Origin of the sequence: Neisseria sp. P0020.S005, from assembly GCF_051957055.1 — a bacterium.
Classification (GTDB): Bacteria; Pseudomonadota; Gammaproteobacteria; order Burkholderiales; family Neisseriaceae; genus Neisseria; species Neisseria subflava_A.
The window spans coordinates 69,226-89,366 of sequence record NZ_JBQCWV010000003.1 but is presented as its reverse complement, the minus strand read 5'-3'; the positions used below and the strand labels follow the sequence as shown (position 1 = coordinate 89,366).

16 protein-coding genes are annotated in these 20,141 nt (G+C 47.6%); 6 read left to right on the top strand and 10 right to left on the bottom strand.

Annotated elements, in window-relative coordinates; all coding sequences use genetic code 11:
• Window positions 1–35 precede the first annotated feature (35 nt).
• Window positions 36–1,472 carry a transferrin-binding protein-like solute binding protein gene (locus ACTHTU_RS03655; protein ID WP_440361784.1) on the top strand — a complete coding sequence of 479 codons (1,437 nt, stop codon included), beginning with the start codon at window positions 36–38 and terminating at the stop codon, window positions 1,470–1,472.
• Between the two features lie 59 nt (window positions 1,473–1,531).
• Here ACTHTU_RS03655 and ACTHTU_RS03650 read toward each other — a convergent pair whose 3' ends face one another.
• Window positions 1,532–2,326 (bottom strand): thymidylate synthase, encoded by a 795-nt coding sequence (locus ACTHTU_RS03650; RefSeq protein ID WP_039861983.1) that lies wholly within the window; start codon window positions 2,324–2,326, stop codon window positions 1,532–1,534.
• Window positions 2,327–2,740: 414 nt separating this feature from the next.
• On the opposite strand from ACTHTU_RS03650, the gene gdhA reads away from it, so the two are divergent.
• Complete coding sequence (gene gdhA, locus ACTHTU_RS03645) at window positions 2,741–4,075, top strand: NADP-specific glutamate dehydrogenase (RefSeq protein WP_315038762.1); 1,335 nt, start codon at window positions 2,741–2,743, stop codon at window positions 4,073–4,075.
• A 69-nt stretch (window positions 4,076–4,144) separates the two neighbouring features.
• On the opposite strand, the gene recG is transcribed toward gdhA, so the two are convergent.
• The 4 genes from recG to grxC all read right to left on the bottom strand — a co-directional run bounded on the left by recG (window position 4,145) and on the right by grxC (window position 10,448).
• On the bottom strand, window positions 4,145–6,184 hold the full coding sequence (gene recG / locus ACTHTU_RS03640; protein ID WP_440361783.1) for an ATP-dependent DNA helicase RecG: 2,040 nt from the start codon (window positions 6,182–6,184) through the stop codon (window positions 4,145–4,147).
• A 246-nt stretch (window positions 6,185–6,430) separates the two neighbouring features.
• Entirely contained in the window at window positions 6,431–9,475 is a 3,045-nt protein-coding gene (locus tag ACTHTU_RS03635; protein WP_440361864.1) for a TonB-dependent siderophore receptor, read from the bottom strand.
• Between the two features lie 259 nt (window positions 9,476–9,734).
• Complete coding sequence (gene secB / locus ACTHTU_RS03630) at window positions 9,735–10,169, bottom strand: protein-export chaperone SecB (protein ID WP_003682271.1); 435 nt, start codon at window positions 10,167–10,169, stop codon at window positions 9,735–9,737.
• A 21-nt stretch (window positions 10,170–10,190) separates the two neighbouring features.
• Entirely contained in the window at window positions 10,191–10,448 is a 258-nt protein-coding gene (grxC, locus tag ACTHTU_RS03625; protein ID WP_003684090.1) for a glutaredoxin 3, read from the bottom strand.
• 237 nt (window positions 10,449–10,685) lie between these two features.
• On the opposite strand from grxC, the gene ACTHTU_RS03620 reads away from it, so the two are divergent.
• Window positions 10,686–12,179 (top strand): Rne/Rng family ribonuclease, encoded by a 1,494-nt coding sequence (locus ACTHTU_RS03620; RefSeq protein WP_440361782.1) that lies wholly within the window; start codon window positions 10,686–10,688, stop codon window positions 12,177–12,179.
• A 57-nt stretch (window positions 12,180–12,236) separates the two neighbouring features.
• Here ACTHTU_RS03620 and ACTHTU_RS03615 read toward each other — a convergent pair whose 3' ends face one another.
• The 4 genes from ACTHTU_RS03615 to ACTHTU_RS03600 form a co-directional block, all read right to left on the bottom strand.
• Window positions 12,237–12,905, bottom strand: a complete 669-nt coding sequence (locus ACTHTU_RS03615; protein WP_440361781.1) for a DUF3108 domain-containing protein — start codon at window positions 12,903–12,905, stop codon at window positions 12,237–12,239.
• Window positions 12,906–12,935: 30 nt separating this feature from the next.
• Window positions 12,936–13,562, bottom strand: coding sequence for a phosphoribosylglycinamide formyltransferase (purN, locus tag ACTHTU_RS03610; RefSeq protein WP_070765108.1), 627 nt, complete (start codon window positions 13,560–13,562; stop codon window positions 12,936–12,938).
• Window positions 13,563–13,659: 97 nt separating this feature from the next.
• Window positions 13,660–14,475: an FKBP-type peptidyl-prolyl cis-trans isomerase gene (locus tag ACTHTU_RS03605; protein ID WP_070607922.1), complete on the bottom strand. Its 816-nt coding sequence runs from the start codon at window positions 14,473–14,475 to the stop codon at window positions 13,660–13,662.
• Between the two features lie 160 nt (window positions 14,476–14,635).
• Window positions 14,636–15,901 carry a Glu/Leu/Phe/Val family dehydrogenase gene (locus ACTHTU_RS03600; RefSeq protein ID WP_070504425.1) on the bottom strand — a complete coding sequence of 422 codons (1,266 nt, stop codon included), beginning with the start codon at window positions 15,899–15,901 and terminating at the stop codon, window positions 14,636–14,638.
• A 421-nt stretch (window positions 15,902–16,322) separates the two neighbouring features.
• On the opposite strand from ACTHTU_RS03600, the gene ACTHTU_RS03595 reads away from it, so the two are divergent.
• The 3 genes from ACTHTU_RS03595 to ACTHTU_RS03585 all read left to right on the top strand — a co-directional run bounded on the left by ACTHTU_RS03595 (window position 16,323) and on the right by ACTHTU_RS03585 (window position 17,835).
• Window positions 16,323–17,036 carry a phosphoglycolate phosphatase gene (locus ACTHTU_RS03595; RefSeq protein ID WP_440361780.1) on the top strand — a complete coding sequence of 238 codons (714 nt, stop codon included), beginning with the start codon at window positions 16,323–16,325 and terminating at the stop codon, window positions 17,034–17,036.
• A gap of 100 nt (window positions 17,037–17,136) precedes the next feature.
• The gene (recX, locus tag ACTHTU_RS03590; RefSeq protein ID WP_300481999.1) at window positions 17,137–17,598 is read left to right on the top strand and encodes a recombination regulator RecX; all 462 of its coding nucleotides are present in this window, start codon (window positions 17,137–17,139) and stop codon (window positions 17,596–17,598) included.
• A gap of 75 nt (window positions 17,599–17,673) precedes the next feature.
• On the top strand, window positions 17,674–17,835 hold the full coding sequence (locus ACTHTU_RS03585; protein ID WP_039861975.1) for a hypothetical protein: 162 nt from the start codon (window positions 17,674–17,676) through the stop codon (window positions 17,833–17,835).
• Window positions 17,836–17,952: 117 nt separating this feature from the next.
• On the opposite strand, the gene ACTHTU_RS03580 is transcribed toward ACTHTU_RS03585, so the two are convergent.
• The gene (locus ACTHTU_RS03580; protein ID WP_440361779.1) at window positions 17,953–20,109 is read right to left on the bottom strand and encodes a RelA/SpoT family protein; all 2,157 of its coding nucleotides are present in this window, start codon (window positions 20,107–20,109) and stop codon (window positions 17,953–17,955) included.
• Window positions 20,110–20,141: the final 32 nt, after the last annotated feature.

The window sequence follows — 20,141 nt, the reverse complement described above, 5'->3', positions numbered from 1 at the left end:
CTTTTTATCAAGCGAATAACTATACAGGGAATCTCATGTCAAACATCCAAACCAAACTTAAAACCATCGTTTTTACAGCCATCAGCGCAGCCATCTTGTCCGCATGCGGTGGGGGCGGAGGCGGAGGATCATCTGCTTTAAGCACCGGCGCGACTCCTACCAATAATAACGGCAACTCTGCTGGCAATAATGGCAATCCTGCCAACAACAGCAATGCCAACACTCCGAAAGCGCCGTCTACTACGCTCACCAACAGCGCCGACAACCTTGCCGAACTGACCGATGAAGCTCCAATCGATCCGGCCAACGTAACCCAGCCTTTGCACACACATTTCATCTCCTCCAAAGGTGCACAGCAATCCAACCCTAACGTACAAATCCGCAGAGATGCCACCGACAAAATGTTCCAAACGGACAATCAAGACCGCAACCAAAATGGCCTGATTAGTTCTATTGACTTTAACAGCAATGATGAAGTCAAAATGGACGGCGTTGTGTTATTTAACAAGACCACTGATGGCAACGCAACCCAACCTACATGGACAAGCTACGCTTCTGTTATTGCCAAAGTATATTCAAAAGGCAATACTCAAACTGATGTCAGCGAACAAACGGGCAAAGAGAAAAATACCGAATTCGCATACGGCAAATCAACTTTGGATGACAAAATTGCTGAAGATTATAAAAAATTAAAGGCTGAAGAAGAAAAGCTTGAAAAAGAAGAAAATCCAGAAGCAGGTCCAGTTAACAATAAAAAAGTAACGGAGATCAAAACAAAGATTGAAGAATTAAAGACTTCACACGCTAAAAATCTTGAAAATCGAGCTAAACTAGCAGAAATTAATGAGAATGTTAGCAATAATCTAGCCTATTTCCGTCCAGACCAAGATGGCTTGGTATTCGACAAACAATTCGACGGTGTCTATGTCATCAACTTTGATGACGGCACCAAAATTGTGTTGCATGATCCTTCCGCAGCCGGCTGGACATATCAAACCTTCGCGCATTACACCGACCCTAAAGGACATGTATACCAAGGCTACCAAAGCTTGGGTGATGAGACTGTCTTCACTACCCTGCCTGCAAAAGGTACAGCCACCTACAAAGGTATTTCCACTGCCTATGTGGTTACCGACAAGAACAATCGTCAGTTGACTTCCAATGTCATGGCTATCGTTGATTTCGGCCTCAAAGGTGTCCGTTTTGAAACGTCAAACTCACACTTCCATACTTTGGAAAATGGTAAGCGCGTATCCCAAGCAGATAAAAACTACGATTTCAAAGGTACGGCAAGCTGGAAAGACGGCAACCTCTTCTCCGGTAAAGTCAGCACGGCTGATGACAAATTAAGCGGCAACCTGAACGGCAAATTCTACGGCCCCAATGCTGCAGAAATTGGCGGCACTTACGGCTTGAAAAACAAAGATGCAACCGAACACTTAATCGGTGGCTATGGCGCGAAACGTCAATAAACCTGCCTAAACAAAAGGCCGTCTGAATTTTCAGACGGCCTTTTGTTTTTTAACTTGAATTACACCGATACGGCTGCTTTGATGTGCGGATGCGGATCGTAGCCTTCCAATTCAAAGTCTTCAAATTTGAAGGCAAACAAGTCTTTGACTTCAGGGTTGATTTTCATGGTCGGCAGTTTTCGGAAATCGCGGCTTAATTGCAGTTGGGCCTGCTCGATATGGTTGCTATACAAATGCGCATCGCCAAACGTATGGATAAACTCACCGGCTTCCAGGCCGCACACTTGTGCCATCATCATGGTCAACAATGCGTAGCTGGCGATGTTGAACGGTACGCCAAGGAAAATATCGGCGCTGCGTTGGTAAAGCTGGCAAGACAGTTTGCCGTTGGCAACGTAAAACTGAAACAGAGCGTGGCAAGGCGGCAAAGCCATTTCATCGACCAAAGCCGGATTCCATGCCGATACAATCAGACGGCGCGAGTCGGGATTTTTTTTGATTTGTTCCACCACATTGGCAATTTGGTCGATATGGCGGCCGTCGGGCGCGGGCCAGCTGCGCCATTGGTAGCCGTAAACCGGGCCTAAATCGCCGTTTTCGTCCGCCCATTCGTCCCAAATGGAAACGTTGTTGTCTTTCAGGTATTTGATGTTGGTATCGCCTTTAAGAAACCAAAGCAGCTCATGAATAATCGAGCGCAGATGCAGTTTTTTGGTGGTCAATAGCGGAAAGCCTTCACTCAAATCAAAACGCATTTGGTAGCCGAATACAGAACGCGTGCCGGTGCCGGTACGGTCGGATTTGTCGATACCATTGTCGAGAACATGGCGCATAAGGTCGTGATAGGCTTTCATGGGTTTCCTTAATGTATGTGTTGTGGGAGTTTGATGCGTATTGTACCGAATTTTCAGACGGCCTGCCTCTCTGTCTTCAATGGGGCAATCTTCCCCATATTCGCGTAGTACACTCATTAACAATGTTGACAATTTAGCGCTAATTTACACAAATTTTTGAGCTTAATTAAATTTTTACAAAAAAATTTTCAACATTTTCTAGTTTAATTACTAAGCATTTTATTTTTAAGAAAATATATTTAAGAAAATATATTTAAATATTTTTAATTAAATTTGAAATATAATTCCATTTTTACAAATTGGTAAAAAAATAATGTCAACAATCTAGGCAAAATTTTCCTTGGCAAGTAAAATTTTTACAGCTATATTTCAAAACATAAATATTGAAACATCTCACTCAATAGGAGTTGAAAAATGACTGACCTGAACACCCTGTTTACCAATCTTAAACAACGCAACCCCAACCAAGAACCCTTCCACCAAGCTGTTGAAGAAGTGTTCATGAGCCTCGACCCGTTTTTGGCGAAAAACCCGAAATACACCCAACAAAGCCTGCTTGAGCGTATTGTTGAACCGGAGCGCGTGATTATGTTCCGCGTCACTTGGATGGACGACAAAGGCCAAGTTCAAGTCAACCGCGGCTACCGCATTCAAATGAGTTCCGCCATCGGCCCTTACAAAGGCGGTTTACGTTTCCACCCGACCGTCGATTTGGGCGTGTTGAAATTCCTCGCCTTTGAACAAGTGTTCAAAAATGCGTTGACCACCCTGCCTATGGGCGGCGGCAAGGGCGGTTCCGACTTTGATCCTAAAGGCAAATCAGATGCCGAAGTAATGCGTTTCTGCCAAGCCTTTATGACCGAACTCTACCGCCACATCGGCGCCGACACCGACGTTCCTGCCGGCGACATCGGCGTAGGCGGCCGCGAAATCGGCTATCTGTTCGGCCAATACAAAAAAATCCGCAACGAATTTGCTTCCGTCCTGACCGGCAAAGGTCTCGAATGGGGCGGCAGCCTGATTCGCCCTGAAGCCACCGGCTACGGCTGCGTGTATTTTGCCCAAGCCATGTTGGAAACCCGCAACGACAGCATCGAAGGCAAACGCGTGTTAATTTCCGGCTCCGGCAACGTGGCGCAATACGCTGCCGAAAAAGCCATCCAACTGGGTGCAAAAGTATTGACCGTTTCCGACTCCAACGGCTTTGTCCTCTTCCCTGACAGCGGTATGACCGAAGCGCAACTGGCCGCTTTGATCGAGCTGAAAGAAGTACGCCGCGAACGCGTCGCCACTTACGCCAAAGAACAAGGCCTGCAATACTTTGAAAACCAAAAACCGTGGAATATCGCAGCCGAAGTCGCCCTGCCTTGCGCCACCCAAAATGAATTGGATGCAGACGCTGCCAAAATCCTGCTGGCAAACGGTTGCTATGTGGTTGCCGAAGGTGCGAACATGCCGTCAACTTTGGGCGCAGTCGAACAATTCGTCAAAGCCGGCATCCTCTACGCTCCGGGCAAAGCCTCCAACGCCGGCGGCGTAGCGACTTCAGGTTTGGAAATGAGTCAAAACGCCATCCGTCTGTCTTGGACACGCGAAGAAGTGGACAGCCGCCTGTTTGACATCATGCACAACATCCACGAATCCTGCCTGAAATACGGCAAAGTCGGCGACAAAGTGAACTACGTCAATGGTGCGAACATTGCCGGTTTCGTCAAAGTTGCCGATGCCATGTTGGCGCAAGGTTTCTAAACCCCTATCCAGCCAAATCAAAAGGCCGTCTGAAAGATTTCAGACGGCCTTTTTCTTTTCAAACAAATTTTATACGCCCAAATAACCTTCCCTACTGGAAAGCCATCTTGCCAAATGCGCTTCGACGATTTCAGGGTTTTGTTCAATCAGCAAAGGGGCGATTTCGCGCGCTTGTTCCAAGAGGTGTAAGTCTTCTTCAAGGTTGGCAAAGCGCAGCATGGGAACACCGCTTTGCCGCGCGCCGAGAAATTCGCCGGGGCCACGGATGTTGAGGTCTTGTCGGGCGATTTCAAAGCCGTCGGTGTGTTCGTAGATGACTTTCAACCGCGCTTTGGCAAGTTCGCTCAAAGGTTCGGCAAACAGGAGGACGCACACGCTTTCTGCCGCGCCACGCCCTACCCGCCCGCGTAATTGGTGAAGCTGCGCCAAGCCCATGCGCTCGGCGTGTTCGATCACCATCAGGGCGGCGTTGGGCACATCTACGCCGACTTCGATGACGGTGGTGGCGACCAAGACGTTCAGACGGCCTGCGGCAAATTCCGCCATGACTTCGGCTTTTTCGGTGGCTTTCATGCGCCCGTGTACCAAGCCGATGCTTAGTTCGGGTAAGGCCGCCTGAAGCTGCTCGAGGGTTTCGGTGGCGGTTTGCAGTTGCAGGGTTTCGCTTTCTTCAATCAGAGGACAGACCCAGTATGCCTGCTGCCCTTTGCGACAGATGTTGAGGACGAAGCCTTCGACTTCGGCGCGGCGGACGTTGTTGACGAGGCGGGTTTTAATCGGGGTGCGCCCGGGCGGTAATTCGTCGATGACGGATACGTCCAAGTCGGCGAAGAAACTCATGGCGAGCGTGCGCGGGATGGGGGTGGCGGACATCATCAACTGGTGGACGTCGCGCCCTTTGTTTTTGAGGGCGAGACGTTGGGCAACGCCGAACCGGTGTTGTTCGTCCACAATCACCAAGCCCAGATTTTGGAACTCGACGTCGTCTGAAAACAGGGCGTGCGTGCCGACGGCGATTTTGACTGTGCCGTCGGCCAGTTTGGCTTTGGCCTCATCTTTGGCTTTTTTGCGCTGGCTGCCGGAGAGCCAAACAACTTCAAGCCCTAACGGCTCAAGCCATTGTTTGAACTTGATGAAGTGCTGTTCGGCAAGGATTTCGGTCGGCGCCATTACAGCCACCTGCGCACCAGATTCGATAGCTGTCAAAGCAGACAAAGCAGCCACAATGGTTTTGCCGCTACCGACATCGCCTTGTAACAGGCGGTGCATGGGGTGGGTTTGCGCCATATCGCGGCAAATTTCGGATACGACTTTTTCTTGTGCATCGGTCAGGGCAAACGGCAAAGCGTGGCGCAGGGCTTGGGTCAACGTGCCGTCGCCGCCCAATGCCGCCGCCGTGCCGCTGACGCGCTTCTGCCGCGCCAAGCGCATGGAAAGCTGTTGCGCCAAAAGTTCGTCGAATTTGAGCCGCTGCCATGCAGGAAGCGCGCCGTCGGAAAGCTGGTGGATGGTGAAGCTCGGCGGCGGCGAATGCAAAAGGCGCAGGCTTTCGGCGAGGTGTGGCAGTTTCAGACGACCCAATAAGGCATCGGACAGCGTGTCGTGCAGCGGCGTAACATCCAACGCCGTCTGAATAATACGGCGCAAAGTGGGTTGATTTAAACCGTTTACGGTCGGATAAATCGGCGTAAGGCTTTCCGCCAAACCACTGCTCTCGGCATCACGGATTTTAGGGTGAATCATCTCGTCGCCATGAAACCCGTGTTTGATTTCGCCCACGGCGCGGATGCGTTTGCCGACCGCCATCTGTTTCTGGTTGCTGGCATAAAAGTGGATGAAGCGCAGAAAAAGAACGCTGCCGGAACCATCGGCGATTTGGACAATCAGCTGCTTGCGCGGTTTAAATGTCACTTCCTGATGAATGACTTCGCCCTCGACCTGACACGGCACCCCGATCGGTGCATCCTTAATCGGCATAATGTGCGTCTCGTCCTCATAACGCAACGGCAGGTGCAACACCAAATCCCATGCGGTATGGAGGTTGAGTTTGTCGAGTTTCTTGGCGGAAACATCGGTGATTTTGAGCTGTTTTTGGGTTTCGGGTGTCATCTTAAAAGGCAGCTGATTGAAAGTTTGCTGTATTTTATCCGAAAACAAAAAGGCCGTCTGAACGCAATGTTTCAGACGGCCTTCAAAGCTGAATACTTGAAACGAATTAATATTTGAAAATACGCCGGCTATCGAATCAACTTCAGCCATTGTTAGGAAACAGCTTTCAAAAAAGAAGGATATTCAACCCATACTTTTATGAATTTAGCCAATAATGTTTACATACCCAATCATTATCCATTCTCTCTAGAAATGCCAATCCAATTTCAGTTTAACTGTCCGCGGTTCGCCATAGAAATTGTTTTGACCTCGCGTACGGTTGTAGTTATTTTCAAAATACGTCCTGTCAGCCAGGTTCGTTCCTATCAGGCTGATTCTGCCGTGTTTGTGAAAGTCATATTGAACAAAGCCATCTATAAGTCCGTAGCCTCCTTGACGAATATTGTAAAGGCTACTTGTGCGACTTTGCGCGGATATTCCGCCACCCAAGGTCAATTTAGTTTGAGGCAAGCGGTAGCTTGTACCGAGGCGGAACATATGTACCGGCGTGAAGTTACTGAAGTTATACGGATCGGCAGTCGTGTTTTTCTCCAACCGCTCCGCATTGACTTCTGCAGCATTTTTATACTTACTTTTGTTATATGTGTAGCCAACAAAAATACGCCAGTTTTCCGACAATTCGCCAGCCAATTCAAGTTCTGCGCCGCTGCTCTTAACCTTACCCACAGGTTTAGCGATGGTTTGGAATGAACCTCCGTTACGACTAGTATCGGGAACAAATCCGAAATCGACAACGGTTCGGTTTTTCTGCTGTAAAACAAATAAGGCAAGCGAAGCATTCAGACGGCCTTGCAAGAACGACCCTTTCCAACCTATTTCATAGTTAGTCCCGATGAGTGGTGGAAGAACGGATTTGCTGGTTACATCAACGTTATCCTGTTGTTTAAAAATCTTAGTATAGCTGGCATACAAGCTTTGTTGCGGTGTCAGGTCGTAGGTAATGCCTGCATATGGCGTAAACCGATGACTTTGCATTTTTGAGGTGTAGTGTTCTTTGTCGATTTTGTTACTACTCTCAGTTTGAAATGCCGTAGCAGGCTGGCCGTAGCGTACAGGCATTTCTTTGGCTTGTGTGGTTTCATAGCGCGTATAGTGCATACCACCCAAGAGATGCAGACGGTTGGTTGCATTAAAGCGGGTACTGAAAGTCAAAGAATGTGTTTTATTCGTGTTAAGATATTTCGAATAATTGTATAACGCCGGAACATGATCATCTGCAACCTGAACAGTTTTCCACAGCGGCGTTTTCAGATATTGGTTTGCCCATTTCAAATTTCCCTCTTCATCCCGCTCCTGTATTTTGTTTCCATTTGCATCCAATTCGTAAACAGGATCTTGCACCATTACGCGCTCACCATTGTCGTTGACTGTCCAGACAGGCTTGCCCTCCGCATCCAAACGGGGAGTATATTTGGTCACATGCGCGCCACTGCATTCCGGCACATAGATTTTGTTATTACCTTTTTCGTTATAAATATGCCAATCTGGTTCGACAATGCCTTTTTCTAAAGGATTACGCTCCGGACCATCGGGATGAATGCCACAACTGCCTGCACCTGCATAACCTTGAGGACGGACAAAATAACGGTTTTGATATATTTCTGTATAAGCAGAACGGATTTTTTCATTGTTATACGCATAGCCGACAAAGAAATCATGTTCACGTCCAAGCAGGCGGTAGTTACCTGTCAGATCCAGCTTAAAGCCCCATTGCACATCGTGTTTGGTATAGTGCAACGGCATGAAGTTGTAACGGCGGTTGTATGTGTGGCGAAGATTGTATGCTGAGTCGTATAGACGGTTGGGAAACAGGCCTGCTGCATTGTTAATAATGCCTTGCTTTGCAAGCTCCTTATCAACAAACTCTTTTTTATCTACTTCTACACCCGGATCCTGCCAGTCGTTGCACAGGAAATCCAAACCAATGTCCTGCATACATTGATCAAAACCTGCCCGACGTGCTGCCGCCCTTTGAGAGCGATATTGTTCAAAAGCAGATGCATCGAAATGATGGGCAACGTAATCTGCTTTTTTCTCTTCATATGTTTTAGTGACGCCATCACGATATTCTTTTAATTTTGCCAACGCCTTGTCTTTAGGCTCAAAAGGGATAACCTCTCCCTTTTCAGTTAGGAAACCCGTTGCCGCAGATGCTGAAATACCTGCCGCGTGTTCGTTTTTCAGAAAAAATTGTCCGACTTTGGCATCTGAATCATTATGCGTATAAGAAATTTCGGCATTGAGTTGCCATCCATTGTCAAAGACATGTTTGAAACCGGAAAAAATATTGTATTTATCAGCATTCAGGCGTGACCATGAGGTTTCACCCAAATAAGTATTACGTTGCAATTTCAAAGGATTGTTACAGGCAGGACTGGAGCTAAAGGCCGCAGTTTTTTGATCCTCACAAGGTAAAATCACGCCGGCAAAATCGGGAATATCTTTATTTTTCTGATAAGTACCACCCAAAGTCAGCATACTGTTATCACTCAAATCCGTATCAATCACGCCATAAAGCATGTCTTTCTTGTTCCATACACCCTCTTTAAAAGAGCGGTGGTCCTCATGAACACCAACCAGCCTACCGCGTACCGTATGTTCATTATTCAAGCTTCCAGATACATCCAAAGCCAAACGCTTGCTGCCCCTATGGTCAGTGCTGATTTCACCTGTATGCTTAAACAGAGCTGTTGGCCGCTTACGGATTAAATTAATGGTTCCACCCGGTTCGGAATTGGACTGAGTAAGACCGGTTGCACCTCTAACAACCTCAATGTGATCATAAACAGCAAGGTCTGTACTGGGTGAGACATCGATTTTTGCCGTATAGCCCGAACGTCCAGACACATTAGTGGTAATACCATCTTCACCAATCTGATCAACATAGAAACCACGAGACAAAAAACGAGTTTGTAGGCCCGAATCGCGAACCACGTTGATTCCCGTAGTATTTTTCATTGCATCTTCTAAAGAATATATTGCTTTATCATCTAGCTGCCGACGCGTCATTACGCTCACCGACTGCGGTGTATCCTTGCCTGAAATACGCAAGCCAGTCGCCGTTGCCATCGTTCCGATTGTATAAGACTGACTGCGCTCGGTATTACTTTGTGCCTGCCGTTTGCCACTGACCTTGACCGTATCCATGTCTACATGTTCCACTTCTTGATGTCCTGTATCTGCAAAAACAGTTTGGCAAGGCAGCACCAATAACAAACAAATTGTTTTCATTTGAAAATCAGGTTTCACAACTATTTCCTTAATTAATAGAATCTACTTACTGGATAAAATTCTAATTCATTGATTTTAAATGGTATATAAACCTATAAAAATTAAAAATATTATCGTAATGATAAACAATATCATTATATACTTATTACATTAATATATGAACTTTTTATTATAGATTTTTCTTATGTCCTAATTTTCAAATAAAAAAAGGCCGTCTGAACACAATGTTTCAGACGGCCTTAATTTAGGTATAACGCGATTAAGCGTTAGCTCCCTGTTGCTCTTGGTAGATTGCTTCGAAGTTGATCGGAGCAAGCAGTACAGGTGGGAAGCCAGCGCGGGTTACGCTGTTGGAAATGGCTTCGCGTGCGTAAGGGAACAGGATGTTTGGACAAGCAACGCCCAACAGCAGTTGTACGTCTTCTTCAGGAATGTTTTCCAGACGGAAGATGCCGCTTTGGGTAACTTCGTTCAAGAACATGGTGCGCTCTTCGTTCAGTTTGGCAGTTACGGTCACGGTAACGTCAACGCTGTAGAAGCCGTCTTCCAGTTTAGTGTTGCCGGTAGAAACGCGCATATCCACTTCAGGCTCGCCTTGTTCCAAGAAGATTTGTGGTGCGTGAGGCACTTCCAAAGACAAGTCTTTTACATACAGACGCTCAACGCTGAATACGGGTTGCAATTCTTCGCTCATTTTATTTTCCTAAGTTAAGGGTTAAGGATTCAGTAATTCGTCCAACTTGCCTTCCTGCTGCAAGCGGTACAAATCGGTAAAGCCACCGACATGGGTGTCGCCGATAAAAATCTGCGGCACGCTGCGCTGGCCGGAAAGCTGCTGCATTTCGGCAAAAACTTCCGGATTGCCGTCGATGCGGATTTCGTTGATTTCTTTCACACCCACCGCCTGCAACAGCCTTTTCGCCATGGTGCAGTACGGACAATACGGACCGGTATAAACAGTAACGGTTTGCATGATTTCTTCCAAAATACCAATGTTCATGACTATATGGGCATAGGTGCTATTTTACAAGTGTTCCCGCCGTACGGTTGTAAAAAACATTCAGACGGCCTCTTGGCCATAAACATTTGTGCAGATGCGGAAAAACCATAATTAAAGTATGATAAGCGCTTTCGCAGAATGACTTTTGCCATTTGTTTTTTGGAGAAGAACACATCGCAAAAGTTTTTCTATTCAAAATCAGGTATCCCCATGCTTTCAGGAATTCCCATCCCCAAGGACGCCGTGCGTCCGTTCGAAACCGTCCTCGTCAACATCACTCCGCAAGAAACGCGTGTGGCTGTTTTGGAAGAGAACAATATCTGCGAGCTGCACATCGAGCGCAACAGCGGCCATAGCTTGGTCGGCAATATTTATTTAGGCGTCGTCAAACGCGTCCTTCCCGGCATGCAAAGCGCGTTCATCGATATCGGCTTGGAGCGCGCCGCGTTTCTGCATATCGTCGACGTCCTCGAACAACGCCGCAATCCGGACGAAACCCAACGCATCGAACACATGCTCTTTGAAGGCCAGTCTGTCTTGGTTCAGGTCATTAAAGACCCCATCAACACCAAAGGCGCGCGCCTTTCCACCCAAATCTCACTGGCCGGCCGTTTCCTCGTCCATCTTCCGCAAGAAGACCACATCGGCATTTCCCAACGCATTGAAGACGATGCCGAACGCAACAGCCTGAGGGAGCGCCTCAACAACCTGCTGCCCGAAAACGCCTGCCACGGCTACATCATTCGCACCAACGCTGAAAACGCCTCCGATGACCAACTGCAATCAGACATCAACTATCTGACCAAAGTGTGGGAACACATTCAAAAACAAGCGAAAATTCAGCCGCCCGAAACCCTGCTGTATCAAGATTTACCTTTGAGCCTGCGCGTTTTGCGCGATATGTTCAGCCTCGATACGCACAAAATCCTGGTCGACTCGACTGAAAACCACCGCCGCATGACCCAGTTTGCCGAACAATACGTTCAAGGTGCATTGGGCAGAATCGAGCTGTTCAAAGGCGAACGCCCTCTATTTGAAACCCACAACATCGAGCAGGAAATCGCCCGCGCCCTCCAACCGCGCGTCAACCTCAACTTCGGCAGCTACCTCATCATCGAGTCCACCGAAGCCATGACCACCATCGATGTCAACACCGGCGGCTTTGTCGGCGCGCGCAATTTTGATGAAACCATCTTTCGCACCAACCTCGAAGCCTGCCACACCATCGCCCGCGAACTTCGCCTGCGCAATCTCGGCGGCATCATCATCATCGACTTCATCGATATGGCGCAGGAAGTCCACCGCGAAGCCGTCCTGCAAGAGCTTGCCAAAGCCCTCAGTTTCGACCGCACCCGCGTCACCCTCAACGGCTTTACCAGTCTGGGCCTTGTCGAACTGACCCGTAAACGCTCGCGTGAAAACTTAAGCCAAATCCTCTGCGAACCCTGCCCTTCCTGCCAAGGCCGGGGCCGTCTGAAAACGCCGCAAACCGTGTGCTACGAAATCCAACGCGAAATCGTCCGCGAAGCGCGCCGCTACGATGTCCAAGCCTTCCGCATTTTGGCCGCTCCGAATGTCATCGACTTGTTCCTAGACGAAGAATCACAATCGCTGGCGATGTTGATAGACTTTATCGGCAAACCGATTTCGCTGGCAGTCGAAACCGCCTACACGCAGGAACAATACGATATTGTGTTGCTGTAAAAATAAAAGGCCGTCTGAAAACTTTTCAGACGGCCTTCTTGTTTGAGCAAATAAAGATTACGGTTTCACTACTTTACCGTTAATTTTGACGGAAGTCAGTTTCAAGTTGTAGGTTTTGCCGTCATCGGTATAACTGATTTGCGCAGGGATATTGTCGATATCGGAAGCAAACGAGTAAGTCACGGTATCGTCGCCGCGACGGACGCGATATTTACTCACAGGCGTTGTACCGCCGTTCAGCTTATAGCTTTCGCTGCCGATTTTGTTCATGCTGCCAACGGTATAAAGTTTTTTACCGTTGGTAATTTTCAAATCTGACGGCAGGCGCACGTCATTGGCGGCCAGTTGCCATGCCAAAGTGAACAAGTCCATAGCCGGGCCGGATTTTTCGGTTTTCAAATCACCTGCTTTGCCGTAAGTGATGTTGCCGCCGGAGAATTTGGCCTCGGCATACAATTTACCGCCGCGTACATCTTTGTAGTAAGACGGATGCAGGGTCGTGCCGTTGATGCTGCCGCCTGATTCAAAGCGGATATTGTAAAGCGGTACTTTGATGGTAGAGACGATTTTGTATTGGTTGCCGCTGCGTGTGAAGGTCATGGTCGCAGGAATACCGTAGCTGCCTGAGTATTGCAAAACGGCAGATTGCGGCAATTCAGCGGCTTGTGCACCGATGGAGGCTGTAAGTAGGGAAAGTGTCAATAAGGTTGTTTTAATCGGATTCATGATGTTTTCCTTGTGTGTATAGTGTTTTAATTAAGCCAACATGCTTTGACCGGCGGCATTACGTTGTGCATTCAAAACGCGGTTGCCTTCGATTTTCAGATGGCCTGCAACAAAGTCGGCAACGGCTTGCGGGAAAAGCTGGTGTTCAACCGTCAGCACGCGTGCGGCAACGTCGTCAGCAGTATCACCGTCCAAAATAGGAACAATGCCTTGTGAAATAATCGGGCCGCAATCCAGCTCGGGCGTTACGAAATGGATGGTGCAGCCAGCTACTCGGCAACCTGCTTCCAATGCGCGTTCGTGGGTGTGCAGACCGGTGAAAGAAGGCAGAATAGACGGATGGATATTGATCAGGCGGTTTTCATAATGCGCGCAAAATTCCGGAGTCAAAATGCGCATAAAGCCCGCCAATACAACCAAATCTGGCTGATAGGCATCGATTTTCTCCATCATGGCCTGATCAAATGCCAGACGCGAATCGAAGTTTTTATGGTTCAAACTGTCGGTGGCAATACCGCGCTCTGCCGCCCATTCTAATCCGGCTGCGGTCTCGTTGTTACTCAATACGGCTGCAATGTTGGCATTGGGAATATCGGCATTCACAATCGCCTGCATATTGCTGCCGCGTCCGGAAATAAGGATGACGATATTTTTCATCATAATTCCTTGTTTGTTTGGAACAAAGGCCGTCTGAAACGGAATTTTTTCAGACGGCCTTTTATCCGTTGTTTAAGGGCGTAAGCCTTGATTCGGATTATTGAACTTTTTGTACGTCAACTTGTACAGGTTGTTGCGCAGCAGCATCAGGCGCGCCGACTTTAACCAGTTTCACGTCAAATACCAAAGTAGCGTTCGGGCCGATTTTATCACCGGCACCCACTTCGCGGTAAGCCAATTTGGCAGGGATGTAGAATGTTGCTTCGCCGCCTTCTTTCAAGAGTTGGATACCTTCAGTCCAACCTGGAATCACTTGGCTTACAGGGAAGCTTACTGGGCCGCCGTTGGCTTTGCTGCTGTCAAATACGGTACCATCAATCAGACGGCCTTCGTATTCAACGGTAACCATGTCGTCTTTAGTCGGTTTTTTACCTTCGCCTTCTTTGGTGATTTTGTATTGCAGACCGGAAGCACTGGTTTTCACGCCTTCTTTAGTCGCGTTTTCTTTCAAGAACGCTTCGCCTTTTTCCAAGTTTACTTTGGCATCTTCAGCACGTTTGGCAGTAGCTTTTTCTTGTTGCTCTTGCAGGAACTTCATCATCACTTCCTGAGCTTGGGCTTCAGTCATTTTAACTTCTTTGCCTTCAAACATGGCTTCCATGGCTTCGGTGAAGACTTTCAAATCGATTTCTGTGCCTTGGTCTTTCATTTGTTTCAATGAACGGCCGATGTCCACACCCATTGCGTAGCTGGCTTGTTGGGCAGTAGAACCGATGGCGGAAGCATCTGCAGTCGCATTTGAAGCTGCAGAAGCAGCAGGAGCATCTTTGGCGGCAGTGTCTTTTTGGTTGCAAGCAGTCAGTGCCAACAAAGCAGACAAAGCCAATGCGCTGAATTTGAAAGTTTTGTTCATGATTATGTCTTTTCCGGAAAGGTCAAAAAAGGGGATTATAGCTGAGTTTGATTGAAATGGAATCAAGGTGGATTAAAATTTGTAAAGGCTCTTATCAAAAACATTAAGGCCGTCTGAAAACAAGTTTCAGACGGCCTACTCTTAACTATCGGTCAAACGATTAATACCAGCCGCGCAGTTTCATTGCCTTTTCAACACGACGGATACTCATCATGTAAGAAGCGGTACGCAGGTCAACATCGTATTCTTGAGCCAAGTTCCAAATATCGCGGAACGCACGGCGCAGGACAACGGTTTCTTTCTCTTGAACTTCGTCAAACTCCCAGTAGTAGCCTTGCAGGTTTTGTACCCATTCAAAATAGGATACAACCACGCCGCCGCAGTTTGCCAAAATATCAGGAACAACCAATACGCCGTTTTGACGCAGGATAACGTCGGCTTCAGGAGTAGTCGGACCGTTTGCACCTTCAACCACGATTTTCGCGCGGACTTTACCGGCATTTTCAGAAGTCAGTTGGTTTTCCAGTGCGCAAGGAGCGAGGACGTCCACATCCAGAGCCAAAAGTTCGGCATTGCTGATTTCTTTGCCGTAGCCTGCTTCATTGGTGATGAAACCTTTGGTTTGGAATTCTTTGATGATTGCTTCCATATCCAAGCCGTTTTCGTTGTAAATGGCAACGTCAACAGTAGATACGGCAACGATTTTCGCACCGGCTTTGTGTGCATAGTAACCGGTGTGGTAGCCCACATTACCGAAACCTTGAATGGCGTAAGTAGCACCCTTCACGTCTTTGCCCAGTTTTTCCAAAGCTTGGACGGCGGCGAAGTTTACGCCGTAACCGGTGGCCTCAGTACGCGCCAAGGAGCCGCCAAACTCAACCGGTTTGCCGGTAAATACGCCCGGTGCGGAATGTTTCACCACGTTTTCATAGGCATCAACCATCCAAGACATGATTTTGCCGTTGGTGTTCACATCAGGGGCAGGAATATCGATTTTCTCGCCGATCAGCGGAGAAATGGCTTCGGAATAAGCGCGAGCAATGCGTTCCAATTCCGCTTCGGAATAGTTACGCGGATCCAAAGTAATACCGCCTTTACCGCCGCCGTAAGGAATACCGGCCACGCAGCATTTGATGGTCATCCAAATAGACAGTGCTTTGACTTCGTCCAGATTTACATTGGGATGGAAGCGCACGCCGCCTTTGTAAGGGCCGACGGCATTATTGTGTTGTGAACGGTAGCCGGTGAAATTTTCTACTGTACCGTTGTCGAGTTTGACAGGGAAGTTGACTTCCAAAACACGTTGCGGCTTTTTCAAGATTTCAAATACTGCTGGGTCGGCATTCAGGCGATCGCAGGCAATTTTCACTTGTTTTTGTGCAATTTCAAACGGATTCAGTGTTTCTTTAACAGCAGATGCGGACATGTATTTTTCCTTTTCATACACATGATTAGACGAGAGCCATACTTGTTACTATATACAAAAACAGGAAAAAATGTAATAGCATGTAGTCGATAAAAAGCAAATCCATTCATTTATATATGAATTTAGTTTGAGGCCGTCTGAAAATATCGGCATGCCGACCAAAAAATTTTCAGACGGCCTAGTATAAATGCTCATCAAACCATTCAAAAAAACACACAAACCCTTTGTTTTTTAATGCCTACCAAACTACCCTTTTTGTTGACAAAATCCCTTCCATATTCCAAATAGGCTAACAGCCTTACACCAGCAAAAATTGTTAACAATTTAAACAAATATCCCTTTAAAGAATCAGCAAAACATCGGCAAATCAGGCAAACAATGTTAAAATAAGCGCTTAAATAATATGACAGAAAGCTACTCAATGACTACTGCTGCTTTAGAACACGTTCAAGCCGTTGCCTTTGATTTGGACGGTACCTTATGTGATTCCGTTCCCGATTTGGCCGCAGCAGCCCAAGCCATGTGTGCGCACTTGGGTTTACCTGTTTTGCCCACCCAAACGGTTGAAAGTTATGTCGGCGACGGCATCAGCAAGTTGGTTCATCGCGTCATTACCCATGATCGTGAAAAAGAAGCCGATCCTGAAATCTGGGAAAAAGGCTTTGTGTTCTTTATGAAATATTATCGCGAGCATTTGAGCGACTTTACCCGCCCCTACCCTGAAACCGAAGCCGGTCTCGGCCTGCTCAAGTCCTTGGGTATTCCATTGGTTGTCATTACCAATAAAAATGAAATTCTGGCTGCTGAGTTACTGAAACAACTTAATCTCGACGACTATTTCAGCCTGGTTCTCGGCGGCGACAGCCTGACTGAGAAAAAACCCAGCCCATTGCCGCTTCAACATGCGGCCGAAGTTTTGGGCATCGACGTTGCCAATATGCTGATGGTGGGCGATTCTAAAAATGACATTATTGCCGCCAAAGCGGCCGGTTGCTTCAGTGTCGGCGTAACATTCGGCTACGGCGACATGACCTTACTCTCTCAAGACAAAGCGACCAAACCTGATTTGTTGATTCGAGCCCTGCCTGAAATCTACGAAAATCTACAACCACAAAAGAACAAAGACGAAGAATAGTTCGGCTTTATTTTCAGACGGCCTTTTCGGTGCTTTCACCTAATCAGGCCGTCTGAAATGTAATTCAATGTAGTTAAACTCCCTCCTCTTCCATATCCCCATGAAACCTCCCAAAACCTTACGCGCCCGCGCCTTGGATATTCTTTCTCGTCAGGAAGTCAGCCGTGTCGGCTTGAAACGCAAACTGGCTCCGCACGCTGAAAGCGAAGAAGAATTGGAAAAGGTTTTGGACGAATTTGCCGAACGGAATTGGCAATCCGACCAACGTTACGCAGAAGCCTATATTCACAGTAAGAGCAACCGTTACGGCACGCTCCGCCTCAAGCAAGCCTTGGCGCAACAAGGTATCGATGCAGACGACTGTCGGGAGTTCCTACCCGACAGGGAGGACGAGTTGCAAACCGCCATTTCGGTCTTGCGTAAAAAATTCAAGCAAGAAGCCCAAGATTTTAAAGAAAAACAAAAACAAGCGCGTTTCCTTGCCTATCGCGGCTTTGGTGCCGACACCATTCAGACGGCCTTAAAAACCGCGTGGAATGAAGACGAAGACTTCTATCAATAATCATTCCCACTTGAATCTTTGCTTCTATCGGCGTACCCTTACGCTTTTATTCAATAATTCAATCAGAGCTTCATCATGTCCGACAAACCGCACGATACACCTAATCCCCTACTCGAAGACGAACGCAAAAATCCTGTTTACCGCTTGGGTCAGGCAGTAGCCGGATTCATGTTGCTGGTTTGGGCCGGCGTTTTGGCCTTGGTTTTCTTCTTGGTTTTCCGTTTTTGGTTAAGTTAAATCCAACCTGAAGCATTATTTTTCTTCAAAACAAACTAACAGAGTTTGTTTGTACATACTCAAAAGGCCGTCTGAACACACTTTCAGACGGCCTTTTCTTATCATGCTGATCACAGATTATCCTCGGATTACTTTGCGGATATTCGGATTGGCATGCATTGCATGAATAATCTGATTAACCTGATCCAAATCTTTGACTTTAATCGTGAATTTAAATTCTACAAAACCTTCCGTTCCTGCTTGCGCTTTGGTCGGCGTATCAACAGATTCGATATCCGCACCGGAATTGGAAATTGCTTGCGCCATTGAAGCCAACAAACCATGCGCATCTTCGGATTTGACGTTAAGGATGGTGCGGTACGTTTGATTGCGCAAACTGTCCCAGCCCGCATCAAGTTGCTCTTCCGGATCGGCTTTAACCAAAGTTTGGCAGGTATCACGGTGGATAATCATACCCTTGTCTTTAACTAATAAGGCGCAGATCGCATCGCCTGGAATCGGATGGCAACATTCGGCAAAATGAATCCGGCCGGTTTCCTGATCGTTGACTTTGATCGGGCTGAGTTTGACCGCACTGCCAAAATGTTGGCCTGCCAACTCGGCAATGTGCATGGCAACGTGTACCGGCAAAGTATGCCCCATACCGACATTGTAGAGGACCTCTTCAAACGAAGTTTGTTTGGTATTCAAATCGGCAAGGTATTTTTCTTTGAGGTCGTCTGAAAGCAGGATATCTTTAGGCAACAGGCTGGATAAAGCTTTTTGCAGCAGGTTCTCACCCAAAACAACGGCATCGTGACGATTCAGATTTTTAATGTATTGGCGGATGGCACTGCGCGCACGGCTGGAAACGGCAAAATTCAACCATGCCACATTAGGCTTGGCATGTTCGGAAGTAATGATTTCGACCGTATCACCGGTTTTCAGCTTGGTACGCAACGGCATCATGACGTTATTGATACGCGCGGCAACGGTTTTATGGCCGATGTTGGTATGCACGGCATAGGCAAAGTCAATCGGCGTTGCACCCTTAGGCAAGGTAAGGATATCGCCTTTCGGGGTAACGATATAGACTTCGTTGGGGAACAAATCGACTTTGACATGCTCCAGAAACTCGATGGCATTTGAGCTGCTGGCCTGCAGGTCAAGAATATTTTTCATCCATCGGTTCATATGGAGGACGGCTTGGTCCGGAGTGTTTTCACCGGATTTATAAATCCAATGACCGGCAATACCGCCCTCAGCCACTGCATCCATTTCACGCGTACGGATTTGCACTTCGATCGGCAAACCATAAGGGCCGACCAAAGTCGTGTGCAAACTTTGGTAGCCGTTAATTTTCGGAATGGCGATATAGTCTTTGAAACGGCCGGGCTTGGGGTGGTATAAATTATGCAATGCACCCAACGCGGCATAACAGGCAGGAATATTGTTTACAATGACCCGAAAGCCGTAGATATCCATTACTTCGGCAAAACGCAGCTTTTTAGCCAGCATTTTTTGATGGATGCTGTACAAGTTTTTCTCGCGGCCTTTGATTTTGGCTTCAATATTGACACCGACCAAACGTTGACCGAATGCACGCAACACTTTGCCGACAACATCGCGGCGATTTTTGCGGCTGTTGTCCATGGCTTTTTTCAGGGTTTCGTAGCGTCTTGGGTGGAGGTTTTGGAACGATAAGTCTTGAAGCTCTTGATAAGCATTGTTAAGGCCAATGCGGTTGGCGATTTGAGCATAGATTTCGAGGGTTTCTTTGGCGATGCGGCGGCGTTTTTCCGGACGCATAGAGCCAAGGGTGCGCATATTGTGCAATCGGTCTGCAAGTTTGACGACGATAACGCGCACGTCTTTAGTCATGGCGAGGATAAGCTTGCGGAAACTTTCCGCCTGATGCTCGGCATGATCTTCAAATTTGAGTTTTTCCAGCTTGGAGAGGCCGTCTACCATTTCAGCAATGGTATCGCCGAATTCTGCCGCCATTTCGACTTTGGTTACACCCGTATCTTCCAATACATCGTGCATAACGCCCGCACAGAGGCCTTGAACATCCATGTGCCAAATCGCAAGCTGCGTGGCAACGGCAAGGGGATGGGTGATGTAGGGTTCGCCGCTTTTACGGGTTTGTCCGTCATGGGCGTGGAAAGCGTAGGCAACGGCTCTTTCAAGCTCGGCCTGCTCATTGGTATTGAGATAGGATGCGGTGCGAAACAGAAGCTCGCGCGCTTCTGCTGTCAACGGATCATAAGGGGCGGTAGGCAGTGGAGCTGGCATTTTCAGACGGCCTTTTATGGCTATTTTTAAGC